This window comes from Paraburkholderia sp. A1RI_3L (assembly GCF_048957895.1).
GTDB classification, from domain to species: domain Bacteria; phylum Pseudomonadota; class Gammaproteobacteria; order Burkholderiales; family Burkholderiaceae; genus Paraburkholderia; species Paraburkholderia kururiensis.
The window spans coordinates 303890-320751 of the sequence record NZ_JARCHA010000004.1 but is presented as its reverse complement, the minus strand read 5'-3'; the positions used below and the strand labels follow the sequence as shown (position 1 = coordinate 320751).

The 16862-nt window shown below is 64.8% G+C and carries 16 protein-coding genes; 7 read left to right on the top strand and 9 right to left on the bottom strand.

Translation table 11 applies throughout. The features are described 5' to 3' along the window. The first annotated feature begins 19 nt into the window (after nt 1–19). Genes PXJ20_RS14100 through PXJ20_RS14080 form a run of 5 tightly spaced genes read left to right on the top strand, consistent with a single transcriptional unit; the run spans nt 20 to nt 5229 of the window. On the top strand, nt 20–1024 hold the full coding sequence (locus tag PXJ20_RS14100; protein WP_421031374.1) for an HlyD family secretion protein: 1005 nt from the start codon (nt 20–22) through the stop codon (nt 1022–1024). Further along, nucleotides 1021–1959, top strand: coding sequence for an ABC transporter ATP-binding protein (locus PXJ20_RS14095; RefSeq protein WP_421031375.1), 939 nt, complete (start codon nt 1021–1023; stop codon nt 1957–1959). The genes PXJ20_RS14100 and PXJ20_RS14095 overlap by 4 nt, the downstream gene beginning before the upstream one ends. Then, nucleotides 1956–2951, top strand: coding sequence for an ABC transporter ATP-binding protein (locus tag PXJ20_RS14090; RefSeq protein ID WP_277599176.1), 996 nt, complete (start codon nt 1956–1958; stop codon nt 2949–2951). The genes PXJ20_RS14095 and PXJ20_RS14090 overlap by 4 nt, the downstream gene beginning before the upstream one ends. Continuing rightward, nucleotides 2948–4084 (top strand): ABC transporter permease, encoded by a 1137-nt coding sequence (locus tag PXJ20_RS14085; protein WP_199542074.1) that lies wholly within the window; start codon nt 2948–2950, stop codon nt 4082–4084. Before PXJ20_RS14090 ends, PXJ20_RS14085 begins: the two co-directional genes overlap by 4 nt. 14 nt (nt 4085–4098) lie before the next feature. After that, nucleotides 4099–5229 carry an ABC transporter permease gene (locus PXJ20_RS14080; protein ID WP_421031376.1) on the top strand — a complete coding sequence of 377 codons (1131 nt, stop codon included), beginning with the start codon at nt 4099–4101 and terminating at the stop codon, nt 5227–5229. A 144-nt stretch (nt 5230–5373) separates the two neighbouring features. On the opposite strand, the gene PXJ20_RS14075 is transcribed toward PXJ20_RS14080, so the two are convergent. From PXJ20_RS14075 to PXJ20_RS14055, 5 genes are all read right to left on the bottom strand, one after another. After that, a complete protein-coding gene (locus PXJ20_RS14075; protein WP_017773389.1) occupies nt 5374–6006 on the bottom strand; it encodes a hypothetical protein in 633 nt (210 codons plus the stop codon). A 26-nt stretch (nt 6007–6032) separates the two neighbouring features. Next, the gene (locus PXJ20_RS14070) at nt 6033–7427 is read right to left on the bottom strand and encodes a selenium-binding family protein (RefSeq protein WP_421031377.1); all 1395 of its coding nucleotides are present in this window, start codon (nt 7425–7427) and stop codon (nt 6033–6035) included. 91 nt (nt 7428–7518) lie between these two features. Beyond that, nucleotides 7519–7713: a hypothetical protein gene (locus PXJ20_RS14065; protein WP_421031378.1), complete on the bottom strand. Its 195-nt coding sequence runs from the start codon at nt 7711–7713 to the stop codon at nt 7519–7521. 13 nt (nt 7714–7726) lie between these two features. Continuing rightward, the gene (locus PXJ20_RS14060; RefSeq protein ID WP_199542220.1) at nt 7727–8296 is read right to left on the bottom strand and encodes a YdeI/OmpD-associated family protein; all 570 of its coding nucleotides are present in this window, start codon (nt 8294–8296) and stop codon (nt 7727–7729) included. Nucleotides 8297–8502: 206 nt separating this feature from the next. Continuing rightward, complete coding sequence (locus tag PXJ20_RS14055; RefSeq protein WP_421032611.1) at nt 8503–9540, bottom strand: SDR family oxidoreductase; 1038 nt, start codon at nt 9538–9540, stop codon at nt 8503–8505. A 104-nt stretch (nt 9541–9644) separates the two neighbouring features. On the opposite strand from PXJ20_RS14055, the gene PXJ20_RS14050 reads away from it, so the two are divergent. Beyond that, nucleotides 9645–10652 (top strand): AraC family transcriptional regulator, encoded by a 1008-nt coding sequence (locus PXJ20_RS14050; RefSeq protein ID WP_421031379.1) that lies wholly within the window; start codon nt 9645–9647, stop codon nt 10650–10652. A 350-nt stretch (nt 10653–11002) separates the two neighbouring features. On the opposite strand, the gene PXJ20_RS14045 is transcribed toward PXJ20_RS14050, so the two are convergent. Continuing rightward, entirely contained in the window at nt 11003–11707 is a 705-nt protein-coding gene (locus tag PXJ20_RS14045) for an SDR family oxidoreductase (protein ID WP_421031380.1), read from the bottom strand. A gap of 131 nt (nt 11708–11838) precedes the next feature. Between PXJ20_RS14045 and gcvA the strand changes: the two genes are divergently transcribed. Further along, nucleotides 11839–12768, top strand: coding sequence for a transcriptional regulator GcvA (gene gcvA / locus PXJ20_RS14040; RefSeq protein ID WP_421031381.1), 930 nt, complete (start codon nt 11839–11841; stop codon nt 12766–12768). An 84-nt stretch (nt 12769–12852) separates the two neighbouring features. On the opposite strand, the gene PXJ20_RS14035 is transcribed toward gcvA, so the two are convergent. From PXJ20_RS14035 to PXJ20_RS14025, 3 genes are all read right to left on the bottom strand, one after another. Then, a complete protein-coding gene (locus PXJ20_RS14035; RefSeq protein WP_421031382.1) occupies nt 12853–13806 on the bottom strand; it encodes a 4'-phosphopantetheinyl transferase superfamily protein in 954 nt (317 codons plus the stop codon). Between the two features lie 77 nt (nt 13807–13883). Further along, nucleotides 13884–15878: a Fe(3+)-hydroxamate ABC transporter permease FhuB gene (fhuB, locus tag PXJ20_RS14030; RefSeq protein ID WP_421031383.1), complete on the bottom strand. Its 1995-nt coding sequence runs from the start codon at nt 15876–15878 to the stop codon at nt 13884–13886. Beyond that, on the bottom strand, nt 15875–16843 hold the full coding sequence (locus tag PXJ20_RS14025) for an ABC transporter substrate-binding protein (protein WP_421057424.1): 969 nt from the start codon (nt 16841–16843) through the stop codon (nt 15875–15877). The genes fhuB and PXJ20_RS14025 overlap by 4 nt, the downstream gene beginning before the upstream one ends. Nucleotides 16844–16862 lie beyond the last annotated feature (19 nt).

Below are 16862 nucleotides of genomic sequence, written 5' to 3'. Positions count from 1 at the left end.
CGCTCCGTACATTGGCGGCATGGCGAACGAACGACGAACCGGACGGTGGGGCTTGCTGGCCCTCGCACTTGCCGCGGCCGCATTGGCGGCGGGCGGCTATGCGCTGCTGCGCTGGCCCGCGTTGTTCGGCCGCGGCAACGCGCCTTCCCAAATCGTGGTGTCGGGCAATATCGAGGCGCACGAGAGCGTTCTGAGCGTCACGCAGGTGCAGGCGCCCATCGTTTTCCTCCCGTTCGACGAGGGCGCACGGGTGCCTCGCGGCACCGTGCTTGCGCGCGTGGACGATCATCTCTACCGGCGCCAGGTGGAGATCGATCGCGCCAACCTCGACGTGCAGACGGCACAAGTGGCCGCCAACCGCAGCACGCTCGACGCCGCCCAGCAAAGCGTGTCGAGCGACCGGTTCGACCTTGCCGAGAAGAAGCACGACTACGAGCGCGCAGAGACGCTCGCCAGTCACGCGGCGGTGTCGCAGCAGGCCCGCGACCTGGCGCTGACGGCGTTCAGGCAGTCGGCCGCCACGCTCGCCCACGACGAAGCGCTCGTCGCCGCCGCGCGCAATAACGTCGCGCTTGCGACCGCCAATGTGGAGGCCGCGCAGGCACGGCTCAAACTCGACGAAACGACGCTTGCCTACACGGAATTGCGCGCGCCGTTCGACGGCGTCATCGCGGTGCGCGAAGCCGAACTGGGCCAGCTTGCGGGCCCCGGCGTGGCCGTCGTCACGCTCGATGAACTCGACCACGTGTGGCTGCGCGCGTACGTGAACGAGCCCGACATCGGCAAGATTCGGCTGGGCGAGGCGGTCACCGTCCGTACCGACGCCTACCCGGCGAGAGACTATCGCGGCCGCATCAGCTTCATCTCGCCGCAAGCCGAGTTCACGCCGAAGACGGTGGAAACGCACGCGCAACGCGTCACGCTCGTCTACCGCATTCGCATCGACATCGACAACCCGACGCACGAGTTGCTGCCCGGCATGCCGGCCGACGCGACGATTCCCACGCGCGCGAGCGGACAATGAGCACGCCGGCAGGCACGCCCCCCATCGTGGTGGAAAACCTGTTGCGGCGCTTCGATGCGAACGAAGCCGTGCGAGGCGTTTCGTTGCAGGTGGAGCGCGGCGAAGTCTTCGGGCTCGTCGGCCCCGACGGCGCCGGCAAGACCACGCTGATGCGCATGCTGGCTGGCGTGCTGCGTCCCGACGCGGGCCGCGTGGTGGTCGAAGGCATCGACGTCGCTGCCGACCCCGAGCGTGCAAAGACCGTGCTGAGCTACATGCCGCAGCGTTTCGGTCTTTACGAAGACCTGACGGTCAACGAGAACATCTTCTTTTACGGCGAACTGTTCGAGGTGCCGCGCGCCGAATACCGGCCGCGCGTGGACGAACTGCTTCACGCCGCCGGTCTCGGCCCGTTCAGGCGGCGGCTGGCGGGTCAGCTTTCGGGCGGCATGAAGCAGAAACTCGGGCTGATCTGCGCCCTCGTGCACCGTCCCGCCGTCGTGCTGCTCGACGAGCCCACGACGGGCGTGGACCCGGTCTCGCGACGCGACTTCTGGGCCATCCTCTACCGGCTGCGCGAGGAAGGCGTGACGATCGTGATGTCCACCGCCTACATGGACGAAGCCCAGCGCTGCTCGCGGCTCGCGTTGCTCCATGCCGGGGAGGTGCGCCGTTGCGATACGCCCGAACGCCTGAAGCAGACCATGGCCGGCGCGCTGCTTTCCATTGCTAGCGACGATCCGCGTGCGCTGGAGGCGCAGATCGAGGGCGCACCAGGCGTGCTGGGCGTGCTGCTGATGGGCGACCGGATTCACGTGCGCGTGGATGACGGCGCACGGCGCGCGCCGGAACTCGAAGCGCGGCTTGCCGCGTGCGGACTGTCGCACGCGCCGGTCGAAGCGGTCGAGCCCGGCATAGAAGACGTGTTCGTCGCGCTCGTGGGAGACACGGCATGACGGCGCCCGAGGCCGAGGCCGCGCCAGCGGGCGCCGCACCGCCCATCGTGCTTGCGCGCGGGCTCACGAAACGCTTCGGCAAGTTCACCGCCGTGGACGCGCTCGATCTTTCGATCGCGAAAGGCGAAGTAGTCGGATTCATTGGCCCGAACGGCGCCGGCAAGTCAACGACGATCCGCATGCTCTGCGGCCTGCTGACCCCGAGCGGCGGCAACGCCTGGGTGGCGGGCTTCGACGTGGGCCGCGACCCCGAATCCGTGCGCGCCCACATCGGCTATATGTCGCAGAAGTTCTCGCTCTACGCCGACCTGACCTGTCGCGAAAATCTGCGCTTCTTCGCCGGCATCTATCGCGTGCCGCGGGCGGTGCTCGACGAGCGCTTGCGCTTTGCGATCGAGATGGCCGGCATCGTGGGCCGCGAAGACATGCTCGTGCGCACGCTCGCAGGCGGCTGGCGCCAGCGGCTCGCGCTCGGTTGCGCGATCCTTCACCGGCCGCCGGTGCTTTTCCTCGACGAACCGACTTCGGGCGTCGAACCGCAGGCCCGCCGGCAGTTCTGGAATCTCATCCACCGGTTTGCGGCGGACGGGGTCGCTGTGCTCGTATCCACGCACTACATGGACGAGGCCGAATACTGCAATCGCATCGCCCTCATCGACGCGGGGCGGCTCGCGACGGTCGGCAGCCCGGGCGCGTTGCGGGAGAAAGCACTCGGCGGCACGCTCTTCGAGCTGGCCGCCGCTTCGCTGGGCGAAGCCGTGCAGACACTGCGCGCGACGCCCGGCGTGCTCGACGCGGCGATCTTCGGCGACAAGCTGCACGTGCTCGTCTGCGACACGCCCGGCGCACCGGCTGCGGCCCTCGCCGCCGGCCTGCCGGCGCGGCTGGCGGCGGCCGGCATCGCCGCATCGGCGCCGCGAGCGATCCGGCCGAGCCTCGAAGACGTATTCGTGCGGCTCGTGGAACGCCCCGCGCAGCAGGAGGCGTCATGAGGCCGCGCCGCCTCTTCGCCATCGCCTTCAAGGAGACGCTGCAGATATGGCGCGATCCGCGCAGCCTCGCCATTGCGCTCTTGATGCCGTTCATGCAGATGCTGCTGCTCGGCTACGGCGTGAGTCTCGACATCCGCCACGTGCCGCTTTGCGTGCACGACGAAGCGCGCACGCAGACGAGCCGCGAGCTCGTTGAACGTTTCGTGTCGTCCGGCTGGTTCTCGGCGGTTCATACGCTCGACAGCGAGCGCGCCGTGCGCGAGGCGATCGATCGCGGCCAATGCAGCGGCGCCGTGACGATTCCCGTGGACTTCACGCGCACGCTGACCACGACCGGCGTCGCGCCCGTGCAAACCGTGTTCGATGCGACGGACACCAACACGACCAACATCGCCACGGGTTACGCACAGGGTGTGGTGGCGCAGATCACGACGGCCTTTGCTGCGCGCTGGGCATCGGACCACGGGCTGCGAACGTCGACGGTCGGCACGGTGGATCTCGAATCGCGCGTTTGGTACAACGAGGGGCTCGACAGCCGCAACTTCATCATTCCCGGCGTGGTGGCCGTCATCCTCGCGCTGGTGGGCGCGCAACTCACCTCGCTCACCATTGCGCGCGAGTGGGAACGCGGCACGATGGAGCAACTCATCTCCACGCCCGTCACGCCGCTCGAAGTGCTGGTGGGCAAGCTCATGCCGTACTTCGCCGTCGGGTTCGTCGATGCGGTCTTCTGTCTCGTGGGCGCCGTCTTCTGGTTTCACGTGCCGTTTCGCGGCAGCCTGCTCACGCTCGCCACCACCACCGCGCTCTTTACGCTCGTCGTGCTCGGCATCGGTTATCTGGTCTCGGTGCGCATTCGCAGTCAGCTTGGCGCAAGTCAGGTGGCGCTGCTGCTGACGATGCTGCCCACCACGATGCTGTCGGGCTACACGTTCGCCATCGAGCAGATGCCGGCCCCGGTTCGCGCCGTGACCTATATCGTCTATGCGCGCTACTACGTGGCGATTCTGCGCGCCGTGTTCCTGAAGGGCAGCACGCTGGCCGAACTCGCCGCGCCGCTCGCGGCGCTCACGTTGTATGCCTTCGTGATCGGCTGGTTCAGCGTGCGCGCGTTTCGCAAGCATCTGGACTGAAGCGGGGCGACACCATGTTCGAACGCATCACCGCGATGCTCGTCAAGGAGTTCCTGGAACTGAAGCGCGACCGCTGGGCGCTCTTCCGGATCGTTGTGCCGCTGATCGTGCAGGTGATCGTCTACGGCTATGCGGCAACGTTTACGGTCAACCACGTCGCGACGGCCGTGCTCGATCTCGACGGCAGCGAGGCGAGCCGCGACCTCACTTCCCGCTTCGTCGCCACAGGCCGCTTCGACATTGTCGACGTCGCCCACACGCAGAAGGACATCACGCACGACCTCGACAGCGGCCGCGCCGATCTCGCACTCGTCATGCAGGCGGGCTTCGGGCAGCATCTGCTGGATGGGCAACGCGCGCCGCTGCAAATCCTCGTAGACGGGACAAACTCGAACACCGCGCTCATTGCCCTTGGCTACGCCAGCCAGATCGTGGCCGCGTTTCAAGCCGACTCGCAGCGCGCGGCCTGGCCGACGTCCGCGGGCGCGGCACAGTCATCGGTTTCCGTCGCGCTCGTCGCGCGCCCCTGGTTCAACGAAGGACTGGAGGACCGCTGGTTCTTCATTCCCGGCGTGGTTGCCACGCTCACGCTGCTGCAGGTCATGACCTTGACCGCATTTGCGGTCGTACGCGAACGCGAGGTGGGCACGCTCGAGCAGATCATGGTGAGCCCCATCCGGCCCGTCGAATTCATTCTCGGCAAGACGGTGCCGGCGTTCCTGATCGGGCTCGCCGACGTGGCGATCGTGACCACGCTCGGCATTGCCTGGTTCGACGTGCCCTTCGTGGGCAGCTGGCTCGTCATGCTGGTAGGTGTCGTGCTGTTTCTGTTTGCCGTGCTCGGCATGGGCCTGCTCATGTCGACGTTCTCGCGCACGCAGCAGCAAGCGTTCGCGTTGAACTTCTTTTTCGTCAATCCGCTGTTCATCCTCTCGGGATTCGCGTTTCCGATCTCGGCCATGCCGCCGGTGCTTCAATGGCTGACGTTTCTCAATCCGCTGCGTTATTTCCTCGTCGTGCTGCGCGCCGTGTTCCTCAAAGGCGCGGGAATGGGCGTGCTCTGGCCGCAGTTCGCGGCCATGGCCGCACTCGGCGTCGTGATGCTGACGTTCAGCGTGCTGCGTTTCAGTAAATCGCTCGATTGAATTCGCGCTTGGCGCGTGGCCCTTCGCCTTTGCCCTTCGCCGTTGCCGTGAACAATCGGACACAACGCACGCGCGGACCCGGGCGCTGGCATGAACGCGGGTCAGGTTCCTGCCGAGGCGTCAGTATTTCGTCCGCGAGCGGCTTCAGCCTGCCGCGATCACGAACGTACCGGCCGCCACGAGCGCACCACGCCAGAGCCAGTCGAAGTTGATCCAGCCACGACGCAATAGCTCGAGCCCCAGATACTCGTAGGCGGCGAGCGCGATAAGCGCGGTCGCGCCAAGCGTCGCGAGCGTATGAAGCACCGTGAACTGCAGCGAAACTTCGAGCGGATCGAGCACGCCGTGAAGCGCACCGCATGTCGGCAGCAACGCCGGCATCAACATGAGCCCCGCGCCATGCAGTGTCGCCATCAGCGCCGACCACGCCACGAGCCCGACGAAGCCAGCCGTCATGCCGACGCGCACGCGATGCCGGTGGCCGTACACCTGCTGCCACGCCGCCCAGCCGATCAGCACGGCACCGAGCATCCAGTGCAGGCGGGAAAGCGGTAGCCACGCATCGAGCACGGCCGCCGAACTCGTGAACAGCAGGATCGAGGCTGCATGGCCCAGTGCGATGGGCGGCAGCGCCATGAGCAACGCACGACGACTGCCGCGCTGCAGCCCCAGCGCCGTCGCGAAGAGCCACCCCATCGCGGGATTCACGCCATGAAAGACCCCGCTGCCTATCACGGCAGCCCAGATGGTCCAGTTCGCGTCGAACAGGCCGCTCATCGCGCACCCCGCACGTTCACAGCGGTTCAGGGGTAGCAGTACGAATCGGACGAACAGTCACCGCCCTCCAGCCGGATCTGGTGCGGCCGGTGCGACTTCGGCCACTCGAGCAGGAAGCGCTCGTCGAACGCGATGCCGCCGTCGGCTGCCGCGTCGAGCTTGACCATCCAGCCGTCGATGCCGTCGGGATAGAACTGTTCGTCGATCGCGCCGTAGAGCGAATTCGTGAAGTACACGCGACGGCCGTCGCGGCTCACTTCGATCATCTGCGGGCCGCCGTTGAGCGCACGGTCCCGCGCACGCGGATGCGCCGCGCGCGAAACAATGCCACCGACACGCACACTACCCGTGAGGCGCGCATTTTCGGGATCGGACACATCGTACTGGCGCAGGTCGCCGGTGCCCCAGCACGCGACATACAGGAAGCGGTCGTCGAGCGAAAGGGCGATATCCGTGACGAGAGGCGGCACGGCCGCAAAACTCTTGAGCATGGGCGGAAGCCGTTCAGGGTCGGCGGGCTCGGCGGGGATCTCGATGATCTTGCGCGCCGCCCAGCGATCGCCGTCCAGATACCACTGCCAGATCGACGCAGAGAGGTCCTTCAAACTGATGACGGAGTTCACGAAGCCATAGGGCCGCGTGGGGTTGTGCGCGGGACGCAGTTCGAAGACAAGCTGGTTTTCCGCGCCGAAATCGAGCACCTGCTTGTGCTGCCGCGTATGCAGATCCCAGAAATGCAGGCGGTGGCCGTACTGGCCGCCGAGCAGCACCTCGGGAACAAGACCGTTTTCGAAGCTCGCCGGCAGACCCCATTCGCTCGACACGAGCGTGTCGTAGCCAAGGTGCCACCAGCCATCATAGGCAAGCTGTTGCGATCCACGATCGATTTCCCACTGGCCCAGGATGTCGAAGCTCTCGTGGTCCATCAGGAAGATGCCGCCCGGCGCGTCCCCGTTCGCATTCGCGAGCGCGGTGACATAGATGCCCTCTGGGCCGCAATGCACGGTGTGCGGCCGCGTGTAACCCGCGCGTTGCGCAACGGTGTCGGGTTCATGCACGCGCACGATTTGGGGCCGCCGCGGATCGGGCTTCGTATCGACGATATGAATGCGCGACGAACGCAGCCCCGGCACGACGAGATAACGCCGCTCCGAATGCGGATGTGGCGCGTTGGGGCACAGACACGAACTGCAGGCGTTCCAGCCGAAGTGATGGAGTTCGTCGCCGACGTTGGGCATCGGCAGTCTATGCACGATCTGTGCGAACTGTGCCGAGCCGGGGTCGAGATCGACCACGTCGAGCGTGTCGGGTACGGTGCGCGTGGGATCGAAACTTGCGACGTACGCGAGTGTTTCCTTTGGAGCGTCGCCTGCCATGCGGGCGGATGGATAGAACGTCGGGTCCGGCTTCCAGGTTGCCATGTCTGCCCCCTCCTCAGTGAGCCCTCATGATGCACCCGCATGCGGCACAATGCCATGGACTCGCCCCTTATTCCGCGCAGCGAAATGCATATCAGCGAAGGTGGAAGTACGCGGTGCGAGTACAGGCGTGACATCGCCCCTCCATTTCATGCTGGCCCGCGGTTCGTGTTCCTGCATTCAACCAACGCACCACCATCACTGCGCCCTGCGGCTCGACACCACCACGCTGGAAGTCCGCCGAATTCAACTTCACACCTACGCCGAAGCCTGGTGCGATGTCGGCCATCGAACTTCGTGATCTAGGGATGAATGGTTTCGCCGCGATTCAGCATGCCGATGAACTCCGCGATCTTGCGCGCCCGTGTTGCCGGCTTTTTGGCGTTTTGTATCCGGAACAGAATGGCGTAGCGGTTTCGGCTATTCAGCGTCGCAAAGAACGCGCTGGCCTTGGGATTGGCATCCAGCGCGGCCTGCAGGTCGTCTGGTACGACCGAGTTGCTGGCTGACGTATAGGCGGCCTCCCAGCGGCCATCCTCTTTGGCTTTCCCGATTTCCCGCATGCCCGAAGGAAGCATTCGGCCTGCGGCGATCAGCGCTTCGGCCCGGTCTCTGTTGAGCCGAGACCAGATGCTTTTCGCGGAGCGCCGGGTGAAGCGTTGCAGCCAGTATTCTTCGCTTTCCGCCTGTTTCTGACCGTCGATCCAGCCATGACAAAGCGCACTCTCCAGCGCCTGTTCGTAAGTCAAGGCAGGCTGCCCGGCACCCTTTTTGGCGAGGCGCAGCCATATCCCGGTCGAGGTACTGCCGTTTTGCGTCAACCAGTTTTCCCATTCATTCTGATCGAGGAATGTCAGCCGAGGCTCAGTCATGGAAGATCCCAAGGTTGCATTCAGGCAGCGAGGCTTTTCGTTCACCGAAACCTCGCAGATTACCGATTTGTGCAGATTTGAGAATACCCGAGTCATCGAGCCGTCAGCGCATATCCATCGGAATGATTCGCTCAGGCACGCGAATGCCGACGACATTCGGAATGAAAGCAATCGTTCAGTCGCAGTCGACCTCTCAAGCTTCGCGCTTAGCTGCCTGAGAGCCGCATGAGGCTTTCAGCCGTGGCAACGATGGCCTCTTCCCGCGGGCGGGGCGACCAGCCCAGCAGACGTATGGCCTTTTCGCTAGTGGCATTCAGATTCAAGCCCAGCAGCGGCAGCGATCCTCTCAACGCTGGATCCCTAAGTGCGCCAAGGCGCACCAGCCAGTTAGGCAGCACCCGTGTGGATACCTTGCCGGCAGCCGGCCCCATGCGCGCTTTCAGCACTTTAGCCACGTCCGCGAGCCACATGCTTTCGCCGGCAATGGCAAGAAAGCGCTCGCCGCGGGCGGCTTCATGAGTCATGGCTCGCAGATGCAGATCCGCAACGTCCCGCACATCGACAAAACCCGAATTGATTTTCGGGTTTCCCGGCTGGCCGTCCAGCATGTTCTTGATCAACCGGATGGAGTGCGAATAGTCGGCGCCAAGCACAGGTCCGAGCACCGTGACGGGGTTAATGGCAGACAACTCCAGACCCCGCCCTTCCCGGGCGATAAAGTCCCAGGCCGCGCGTTCCGACAGCGTCTTCGACTTCTGATAGGGCCAGACATTCGTGCTCGTCAGGTCGCTCCAGTCGGTCTCATTGAAAGGCCGCGTCATGGGTCCATGTCCCGCACAAATCGCCCCGAAAGCGGAGGTCAGCACCACGCGCCGGGCACCAGCATCGCGCGCGGCGCGCAGCACCCGCAAATTGCCATCGACCGCGGGCCGGATCCAGTCCTCTTCGCTTGCCTGAGTGCCGGTGGGTGTCGGTGACGCCCCGTGTATCACGTAGGCACAGCCGGCTGCAGCTTCTGTCCAGCCTTCGTCCGAACACAGATCGGCAGCGACGAACGACAGGCGATCGCCAGGTTCGGCCCCGCCTCGGCCGAGGTTTTCGCGCACCTCGGCTTCGCGCGTCAGCGAACGAACCGTGGTCCGCACGCGATAACCCTCGTTCAGCAGCGCCAGAATGCAGTGCTGCGCAATGAATCCGGTTCCTCCCGTGACGAGAACCCCTGTGTCGTTGCTTTTGCTGGTCATGTGGATTTCCATGATGGCCGTCCGCCGGCAGGCGTTTGATGGCATCGCCTTGAATGTCCCGGGACGAAGAACCGGAAGATTAAGGCGCAACCTCCGCACTGTTAATGCTCTATAGTCCGACTTGCTTGCGCGACAGTACGATCATGAGTGCCGATCCCTTCTCCGACATCCTCAAATTCACGAACGCCGAATCGCTGGTGACAGGTGGCTTCACGGCCGGCGGCACCTGGGCCATCCGTTTTCCGGTACCGGAAAAGATCAAGTTCTTCGCCGTGGTGAAGGGTGCCTGCTGGGTTTGCATCGACGGCGAGACGGAGCCCATTCGCTTCGGAACCGGGGACGTCGGCCTGCTGACGGCGAAGCGCGCTTTCGTGCTCGCCAGTGACCCGGGCCTCGCGCCCATCGACGCGATGAGCGTGTTTTCCGGTGCGGGAAGATCGACCGCCACGCTGGGCGACGGCAGCGACTTCGCCTACATCGGCGGCCATGTTCTGCTTGACCCGGCAAGCGGGCAGTTGCTGTCGGACGTCCTGCCGCCGTGGATTCACGTGCCGGCGGCTTCACCGCAGGCCACGACCTTCCGGTGGCTTCTCGACCAGCTCGTGGAGGAACGTGCGGGCGACCTGCCTGGCGCAGCGCTCGTCTCGGCGCAACTCTCGCAACTGCTCTTCATCCAGATTCTGCGCGCCCACCTGAAAACATCTGCGCCCATGTCGGGGTGGCTGCGCGCGTTGGGCAACCCGCGCATCGCGCCCGCGCTCCGCTTGATGCACGACGACCCTGCGCGCTCGTGGCATCTCGATGAGCTGGCAAGCGCATGCGCGATGTCCCGCACCACGTTCGCTTTCCACTTCAGGACGAGCGCCGGTGTCGCGCCGCTGACCTATCTCGCGCAGTGGCGCATGCGCCTTGCCGAACGCACGCTGCGCGACGAGAACACGCCGGTGGCCGTGGTTGCGCAGTCGCTCGGTTACTCGTCCGAAAGTGCCTTCAGCAACGCCTTCAAGCGCATGACCGGCCATTCGCCGAAGGCGTACCGCCATCTCGCGCGGGCTGCCGCTTCCCGCACCGCTGAAAGCGGGACCCGCGGCGCTCGCGAGGAAGAAGCCTGAACCACGCCCCATGTGTTGAACCGGCTGGCGCAAGGTCACGCGCCTGCGCCGCTGCGTCCAATTCAGCATCCACTACAGCCTGTCGAAACGCACCGACATCTATATCTTCGACACGTTCCAACGGAAATCCGGGCCCCATGCCGTTGCCGACGTGTACCTGTATGCGCCGTTCACCAGCAGCACGCAGAACGTCGTAGTCGCCGGAATCAGGCACCGCTTGAAATGGGACGACCGCGAGACGACGTTCTGGCGGTCCTGTCATCGAGCACAGAGGGCATCAATGACGATGCGCACGCGAGGCCGGGCGCGACAGGCGCGGCACCGACACGAAGCATGGCGTCCCGCAACAATTACAGCGCGCGCACGATCCCGCCATCCACACGGATGTTCTGGCCGGTGATGTAGCCGGCGCCCTCAGACAGCAGGAATGCGACGGTCTTTGCGATTTCCCCGGTCTTGCCGAAACGGCCGGCCGGGATTCGCGCAACGATTTCGGGCGTCTCCGGCCAGCTATCGATGAAACCGGGCAGCACGGAGTTGATACGAATGTTCTCCTTCGCGTAACGATCCGCATACAGGCGCGTGAACGAACTGAGTGCCGCACGAAGCGCGGACGATACCGGCATCGCCTGCTCGGGCGCATCCGCCGCGAAGCTGGAAATATTGACCACCGCCCCGCCGCCTTGCGCCTGAAAGACCGGGGTCACGCGGCGCAGCACACGTGCCACGTTAAGCACGATCAGATCGAGGCCGGCGTGCCACTGCTCGTCTTCGATGGATAGCAGGTCGCCCTTGGGCGGATGGCCCGTGTTGTTCACGACCGCATCGATACGTCCATACTTCTCGAGCGTTTCGCGCACCAGACGGTCAATATCGGCCACCTCGGTCACCGACCCCGACATTCCGAAACCACCCAGTTCCCTTGCCAGTTCGACAGCGCTACCCGACGGCGACATCAGCGCGACCCTATAGCCGGTGGCTGCAAGTTCCCTTGCTATCGCCGCGCCCATGCCCTTGCCTGCTGCCGTCACGATCGCTACTTTTTCTACAGCCATGATGTTCTCCGGATGGATGGCCCGACCACTGGAAGCAGGCGCCTTTTTGCTGCGTTTCGCCGCAATATAGGACGATACAATGCCAATGTCGAATGATGATTTCTCCGGTCTGCCAGTAGATTTTCTGCACCATGGATACGCGAAAAACACCCGCCTTACCTCCGCTCAATGCCCTGCGCGCATTCGAGGCGGCGGCACGCAATCTCAATTTCAGGCTGGCCGCCGAAGAAATCGGCGTCACCCAAGGGGCCGTCGCACAGCAGGTTCGCCATCTCGAAAATGTTTTGTCGCTTCGGCTTTTCGAACGGCTGCCGCGAGGGCTCGGGCTTACAACGGAAGGCCATGCGTATTTTTCCGCGGTCCAACGCGCGCTGAACATCATCCAGGACGCTACGGCAGCGCTCAATCGCCGGTCATCGTCGCTCACGATCAGCACGCCCCCGTCTTTCGCGTCGAAATGGCTTATTCCCAGACTGTCCGAATTCAGCGAATCCCATCCGGCAGTCGAAGTGCGCATCATCGCCGACGAAAAACTATGCACGTTCAAGGCCGACGGCGTCGACATCGCCATTCGCCTCGGCAAGCCTCCTTTCGGCAAAGGGCTTGTCGGCGAATTGCTGTTTCCTCTCGAGATTTTCGCGGTAGGCAGCCCGTCGCTGCTCGACGGTCCCAAGCCGCTGACCAAACCATCGGATTTGGCGAGGCACGTGCTGCTCCACGACGCACACGACTTATGGCCGGAATTTATCGCGGCGCTGAAGCAGGGAAGTCGAGTCGACCCCACCAAGGGACCACGCTTCAATCAATCGGCACTCGCCATCGATGCAGCCGCCGCCGGCCAGGGCATCGCATTGACCAGCGAACCCCTCGTCGAGCGCGACATTGCGGCAGGCAGGCTGCGCCGGATTTTCGATTTTTCGCTCGCTCTTTCGCTCGGCTACTACGTCGTGTATCCGGAAGGTTTATCGGATTCGGGCGCAAAGCGAGCCATGCGGGATTGGCTCCTGGCGCAGCGAAACAAGGACGGACAACACAGCGCCCTCAACTCGCTTCACGTCTGATCAACTGTTCACTGCGCGGGCCGAATGCGTGAAGCGCGCGACACCGACGCGGCGGCACGTCTTCGTTCACGAGCATCAGGCGCATCACGTACGGAGCACGTCGCCTTGTCCCCGTCGGCTGCCGAAACCGGTAAAGAAAGCCTCGGCGTTCGCCGCGAGCGTCTCGATGTGATAGCCGCCTTCCTGCACGATCACCGATGGCGTCGAGCCAGCGGATCGGCTGTTCGGCAAGTCGCAACTGGCGATGGAAGATCTGCTCGCAGAAAACTTCGTGTCGCTCACCCTGCCCACCCTCACCACCACGGTCGCCTGAACGCATGGCGCTTGCGCCAGCGCGGCGGTTGCCTGCCCGTCATTCAAGGGCAGATCGATCACACGTAATGGCGCCGGGTCGCTGAGCAGCGGTGCGTCCTGATCCAGGCGCACGTCGATACGTTGCAGATCATCCGCGAGCCCCACGCCGGTGGCTTTCAAAATCGCTTCCTTGCGAGTCCAGCAGCGTTGGAACAAAGGCAGCCGCTCATGCAGCATCGCCTCGCCGATGCATCGTCGTTCGGCCGGGTGGGCCACCGCAGGCAGCAGATCCCGGTAATCGCCGAGGCGCGTGAATGTTTCGAGATCGATGCCCACAGGATCGTGCCGGCTTACGGCACACGCAATCCATCGGCCGGAGTGCGAAAGACTGAAGGCAGGGGCGTTGGGCAAGAACGGCTTCCCATAGGGGCCGAGACGGAACGCGTCGGGTGTAGAGGCACCACGGGAGCGCACCAGGTGATGAACCATCGTGCGCCCCAGCACGAAGTTGTGGCGATCCGAAGGCTGATGGAAGCGTGCGGACCGCTGGCGGTCTTCGTCCATCAGCAGGCTGTCATCGCCGAAAGCCTCAGCCCCGTTCAGGACGAGCACGAAGGTGAAGCCGCGCGCCAGTGCGTCGTCACAGGCATGGCGAGCGTCGTGCCATAACGCTGCCGCTGTGGCGTGCAGCACCGTCACGGAGTGGCTTGCACGCGGCACCTTCGATTCGTCTCGCCCGGTCATGCCAACTCCCGTGAGTCTCGCCATTTCTGACTGGCGTCGTACTACGCGACCGGCGAGACCGCCTGGTCAGCGTCGAGTCAATTGCGCCGCAACAGCCACATCAGGTACGGACCGCCAATAAGCGTCGCGATAATGCCGGCCGGCATCTGCTGCGGAAACACGACGTTGCGGCCCAGCCAGTCGGAAAGCACCATCAGCAGCGCGCCAACCAACCCTGCCACGAGCATCTGCGAGCGCGCCCGTGAGAACCCCATCAGCCGCGCAAGGTGCGGCGCCATCAAGCCGACGAACGACATCGGCCCGATCACCACTGTCGCGCCTGCCGTCAGCGCAGCCGCCACCGCAAGCAGCCACAGTCGCACGTGTCGCGTGCGAACGCCGAGCGCGTCCGAAACGGCACTGCCGAGAGGCAGGATGTCGAGCCATCGCACGCTGATCAAGGTTATGGCTGCGCCCGCCACGGCAGCAATCGCCACGGCGATAGCCGTCGCGGGAAGCATCGCGTAAGTGGAGCCGTAAAGCATGGCGCGCAGCACACTCGCGTAAGCACCGCCGCTGGCTGTTGCCAGCACCACGACCGATTGGGACAACGCACTGATTGCAATGCCCGCGAGCAGCAGATGCTCGGGCGCGAAGCCGCTACGTCGCCCGATGGCAACGAGCGCGACAAGACTCGTCAACGCGCCCGCCGATGCCCCCGTCAGCAATGCCGGCGTAGACGGTCCCACCAGGATCGCGGCGGCGAGCATGCCGAGCATCGCGCCTCCGCTTACGCCCAGCAAATCGGGGCTTGCCATCGGATTGCCGGTTACGCGTTGCAGCAACGTGCCCGCGAGCGCGACCATCACGCCGGCACAGAGCGAAGCGACGAGCCGCGGCATCCGCCAGAATTCGACGTCCGCCCATTGCCGTGCGCCGGTCCACGCCCAGCCGTGCACTGACATCGAAAAGCGCAGCGAGACCACGATGGCGATGACGAGCAGCGCGCCCAACAGTAGCGAGGCCCGACGCGCCGAGCCGCGCGAGGGCTCGCCATCTGATAACGCAGGCTGCGGGCCTTGCACGCGCATGCGGTACAGCATCCAGAGCAGAAGCGGCCCGCCGAGCAGTCCCGTCACCGCGCCGGTCGGAAGCATCTCGCCCATCATGCCCGGCAGACTTTGCACCGCCTGGTCGGCAAGCGTGAGCAACATCCCGCCGGCGAGCGGCGCCCACAGCATCTGCTCCTGAGGCCGGCGCGCGCCCATTGCTCGCGCGAGTGCCGGGCCACCCAGTCCAATGAAACCGATGACGCCCACCGCGCTGGTGACAAACGCGCTCAGCAACACGGCGATACCGAGCGCCGCGAAGCGTGCCCACGCAACGGAAAGGCCCAGTTGCCGCGCGCCGCGATCGTCGAGCGAAAAGAGCGTGAGCGGCCGCACGAGCAGCGCGGCGCCGACCGCGCACAGGACGACACGTGGTGCGAGCCAGGTTGCGGTTGCCCATCCGCCTTGCACGAGCGAGCTGCCGCCCCAGATGAACACGGACGTGAGCGAACGCTCGTAGACAATCGTGAGCAATACGGAAAGCGCGCCGCAATAGAGATTCACGATCATGCCGGCCAGCACGACGGAAACTGCGGCGAAACCCTTGCGCCACGTGAGCGCCATCGTCGCGAGCATGGCGAGCGCGGAGCCCGCGAACGCAATGGAGAAGCGCCCATCCAGCGCGAGTGACGGCACCACGATGGACGCCACCGTCAACGCGAAATACGCCCCTGCGGAGACGCCGAGGGTCAACGGCTCTGCGAGTGGGTTACGCAAGACCTGCTGGAAGACGACGCCCGCGAGCGACAGGGCGGCACCCGCCATCAACGAAACGACTAGACGCGGCAGCCAGGCGTAGTGCGCCACGATCTGCGGCAATGACGCATCGGCGCTTATTGATACGATCCCGGGCCATTGCGCGACGGGCAATTGCGTCGCGAGCGTGCGGGCTCCTAGCGCAACCGTCGCGAGAATCAGAAACGTGGCGAGATACCACGCGCGCGGCGTACTGTCGGCGTGTGTGGCGTTCGTAAGGCGATTCAAGTGCCCGCTCCCTCAAGCGCCTGCGCAAGGGCGCTCGCAAAACGCATGGACGTCGTCAACCCGCCGAGTGCCGGCAACGATGCAATCGACTGCACACGATCCTGCTGAACGAAGGGCAGCGCGCGCCACACGGGACTCTTTTGCAGTTGCATCGCCGCGCCGGGCGGCACGCCGATAACGACTGCTTGCGCGTCCACGTCATGCGCGAGTGCCGCAAGATCCGCTTGCGTCGTACCTTGGGCGTCGGTCGGCCCGCGCCACGCGTTGTCGATGCCAAGTTGCGCCATCACGCCGCCGAACAGGCTGTTTTTGCCGAACACAGATAGGTGGCGATCATCGATGGGATGCAGCAGATAGACACGCCGCCGCGTCGCGCGAAAGTGTGCCAGTCGTTGCGATGCGTTTTTCAGCGCCGCGTCGGCGCGTGCGAACAGTGCATCGGCCGCGGCAGTGCGGTCCAGCCGTTGCGCCAGTTCGCGTGTCGCCGCGCACACAGCCGGATAGACCTCGATGCCGGGTCCGAAAAGCGGCACCACCTGGGTGGGCGCGATTCGTTGCAGCAGGCTCATGAGCGGCGCATGCCACGGCGTCACCACGATCAGGTCGGGCTTCAGCGCGCCAATCACTTCGAAGTTCGGCTGATAGAGCAGCCCCGTATCGACAACCGACGCCGGCAACGGCGGGTCGCCATCGAGCATGCGGTACCACGGCGGCCGCGAAACGCCGACGGGCACCACGCCGATCGACAACACGATCTCGGTCAGTGGCCAATCGAGCACGACGATCCGCGGCGTGGACGCCGTGGTAGTGGCAACCGCTGCCTGAGCCCACGCGAAGCCTGCCGGCAAGGCGAACGCCGCAGTCGCCGCTGCCAGCCGCAAGAGCGCACTTCGCCTTCCATGACGAAAACCGGCATCGGCGACGACACAGGCAGCGCGCTTCGCGTCTGAATCACTATCTGGCATCGGCATAGGATTCCGAACG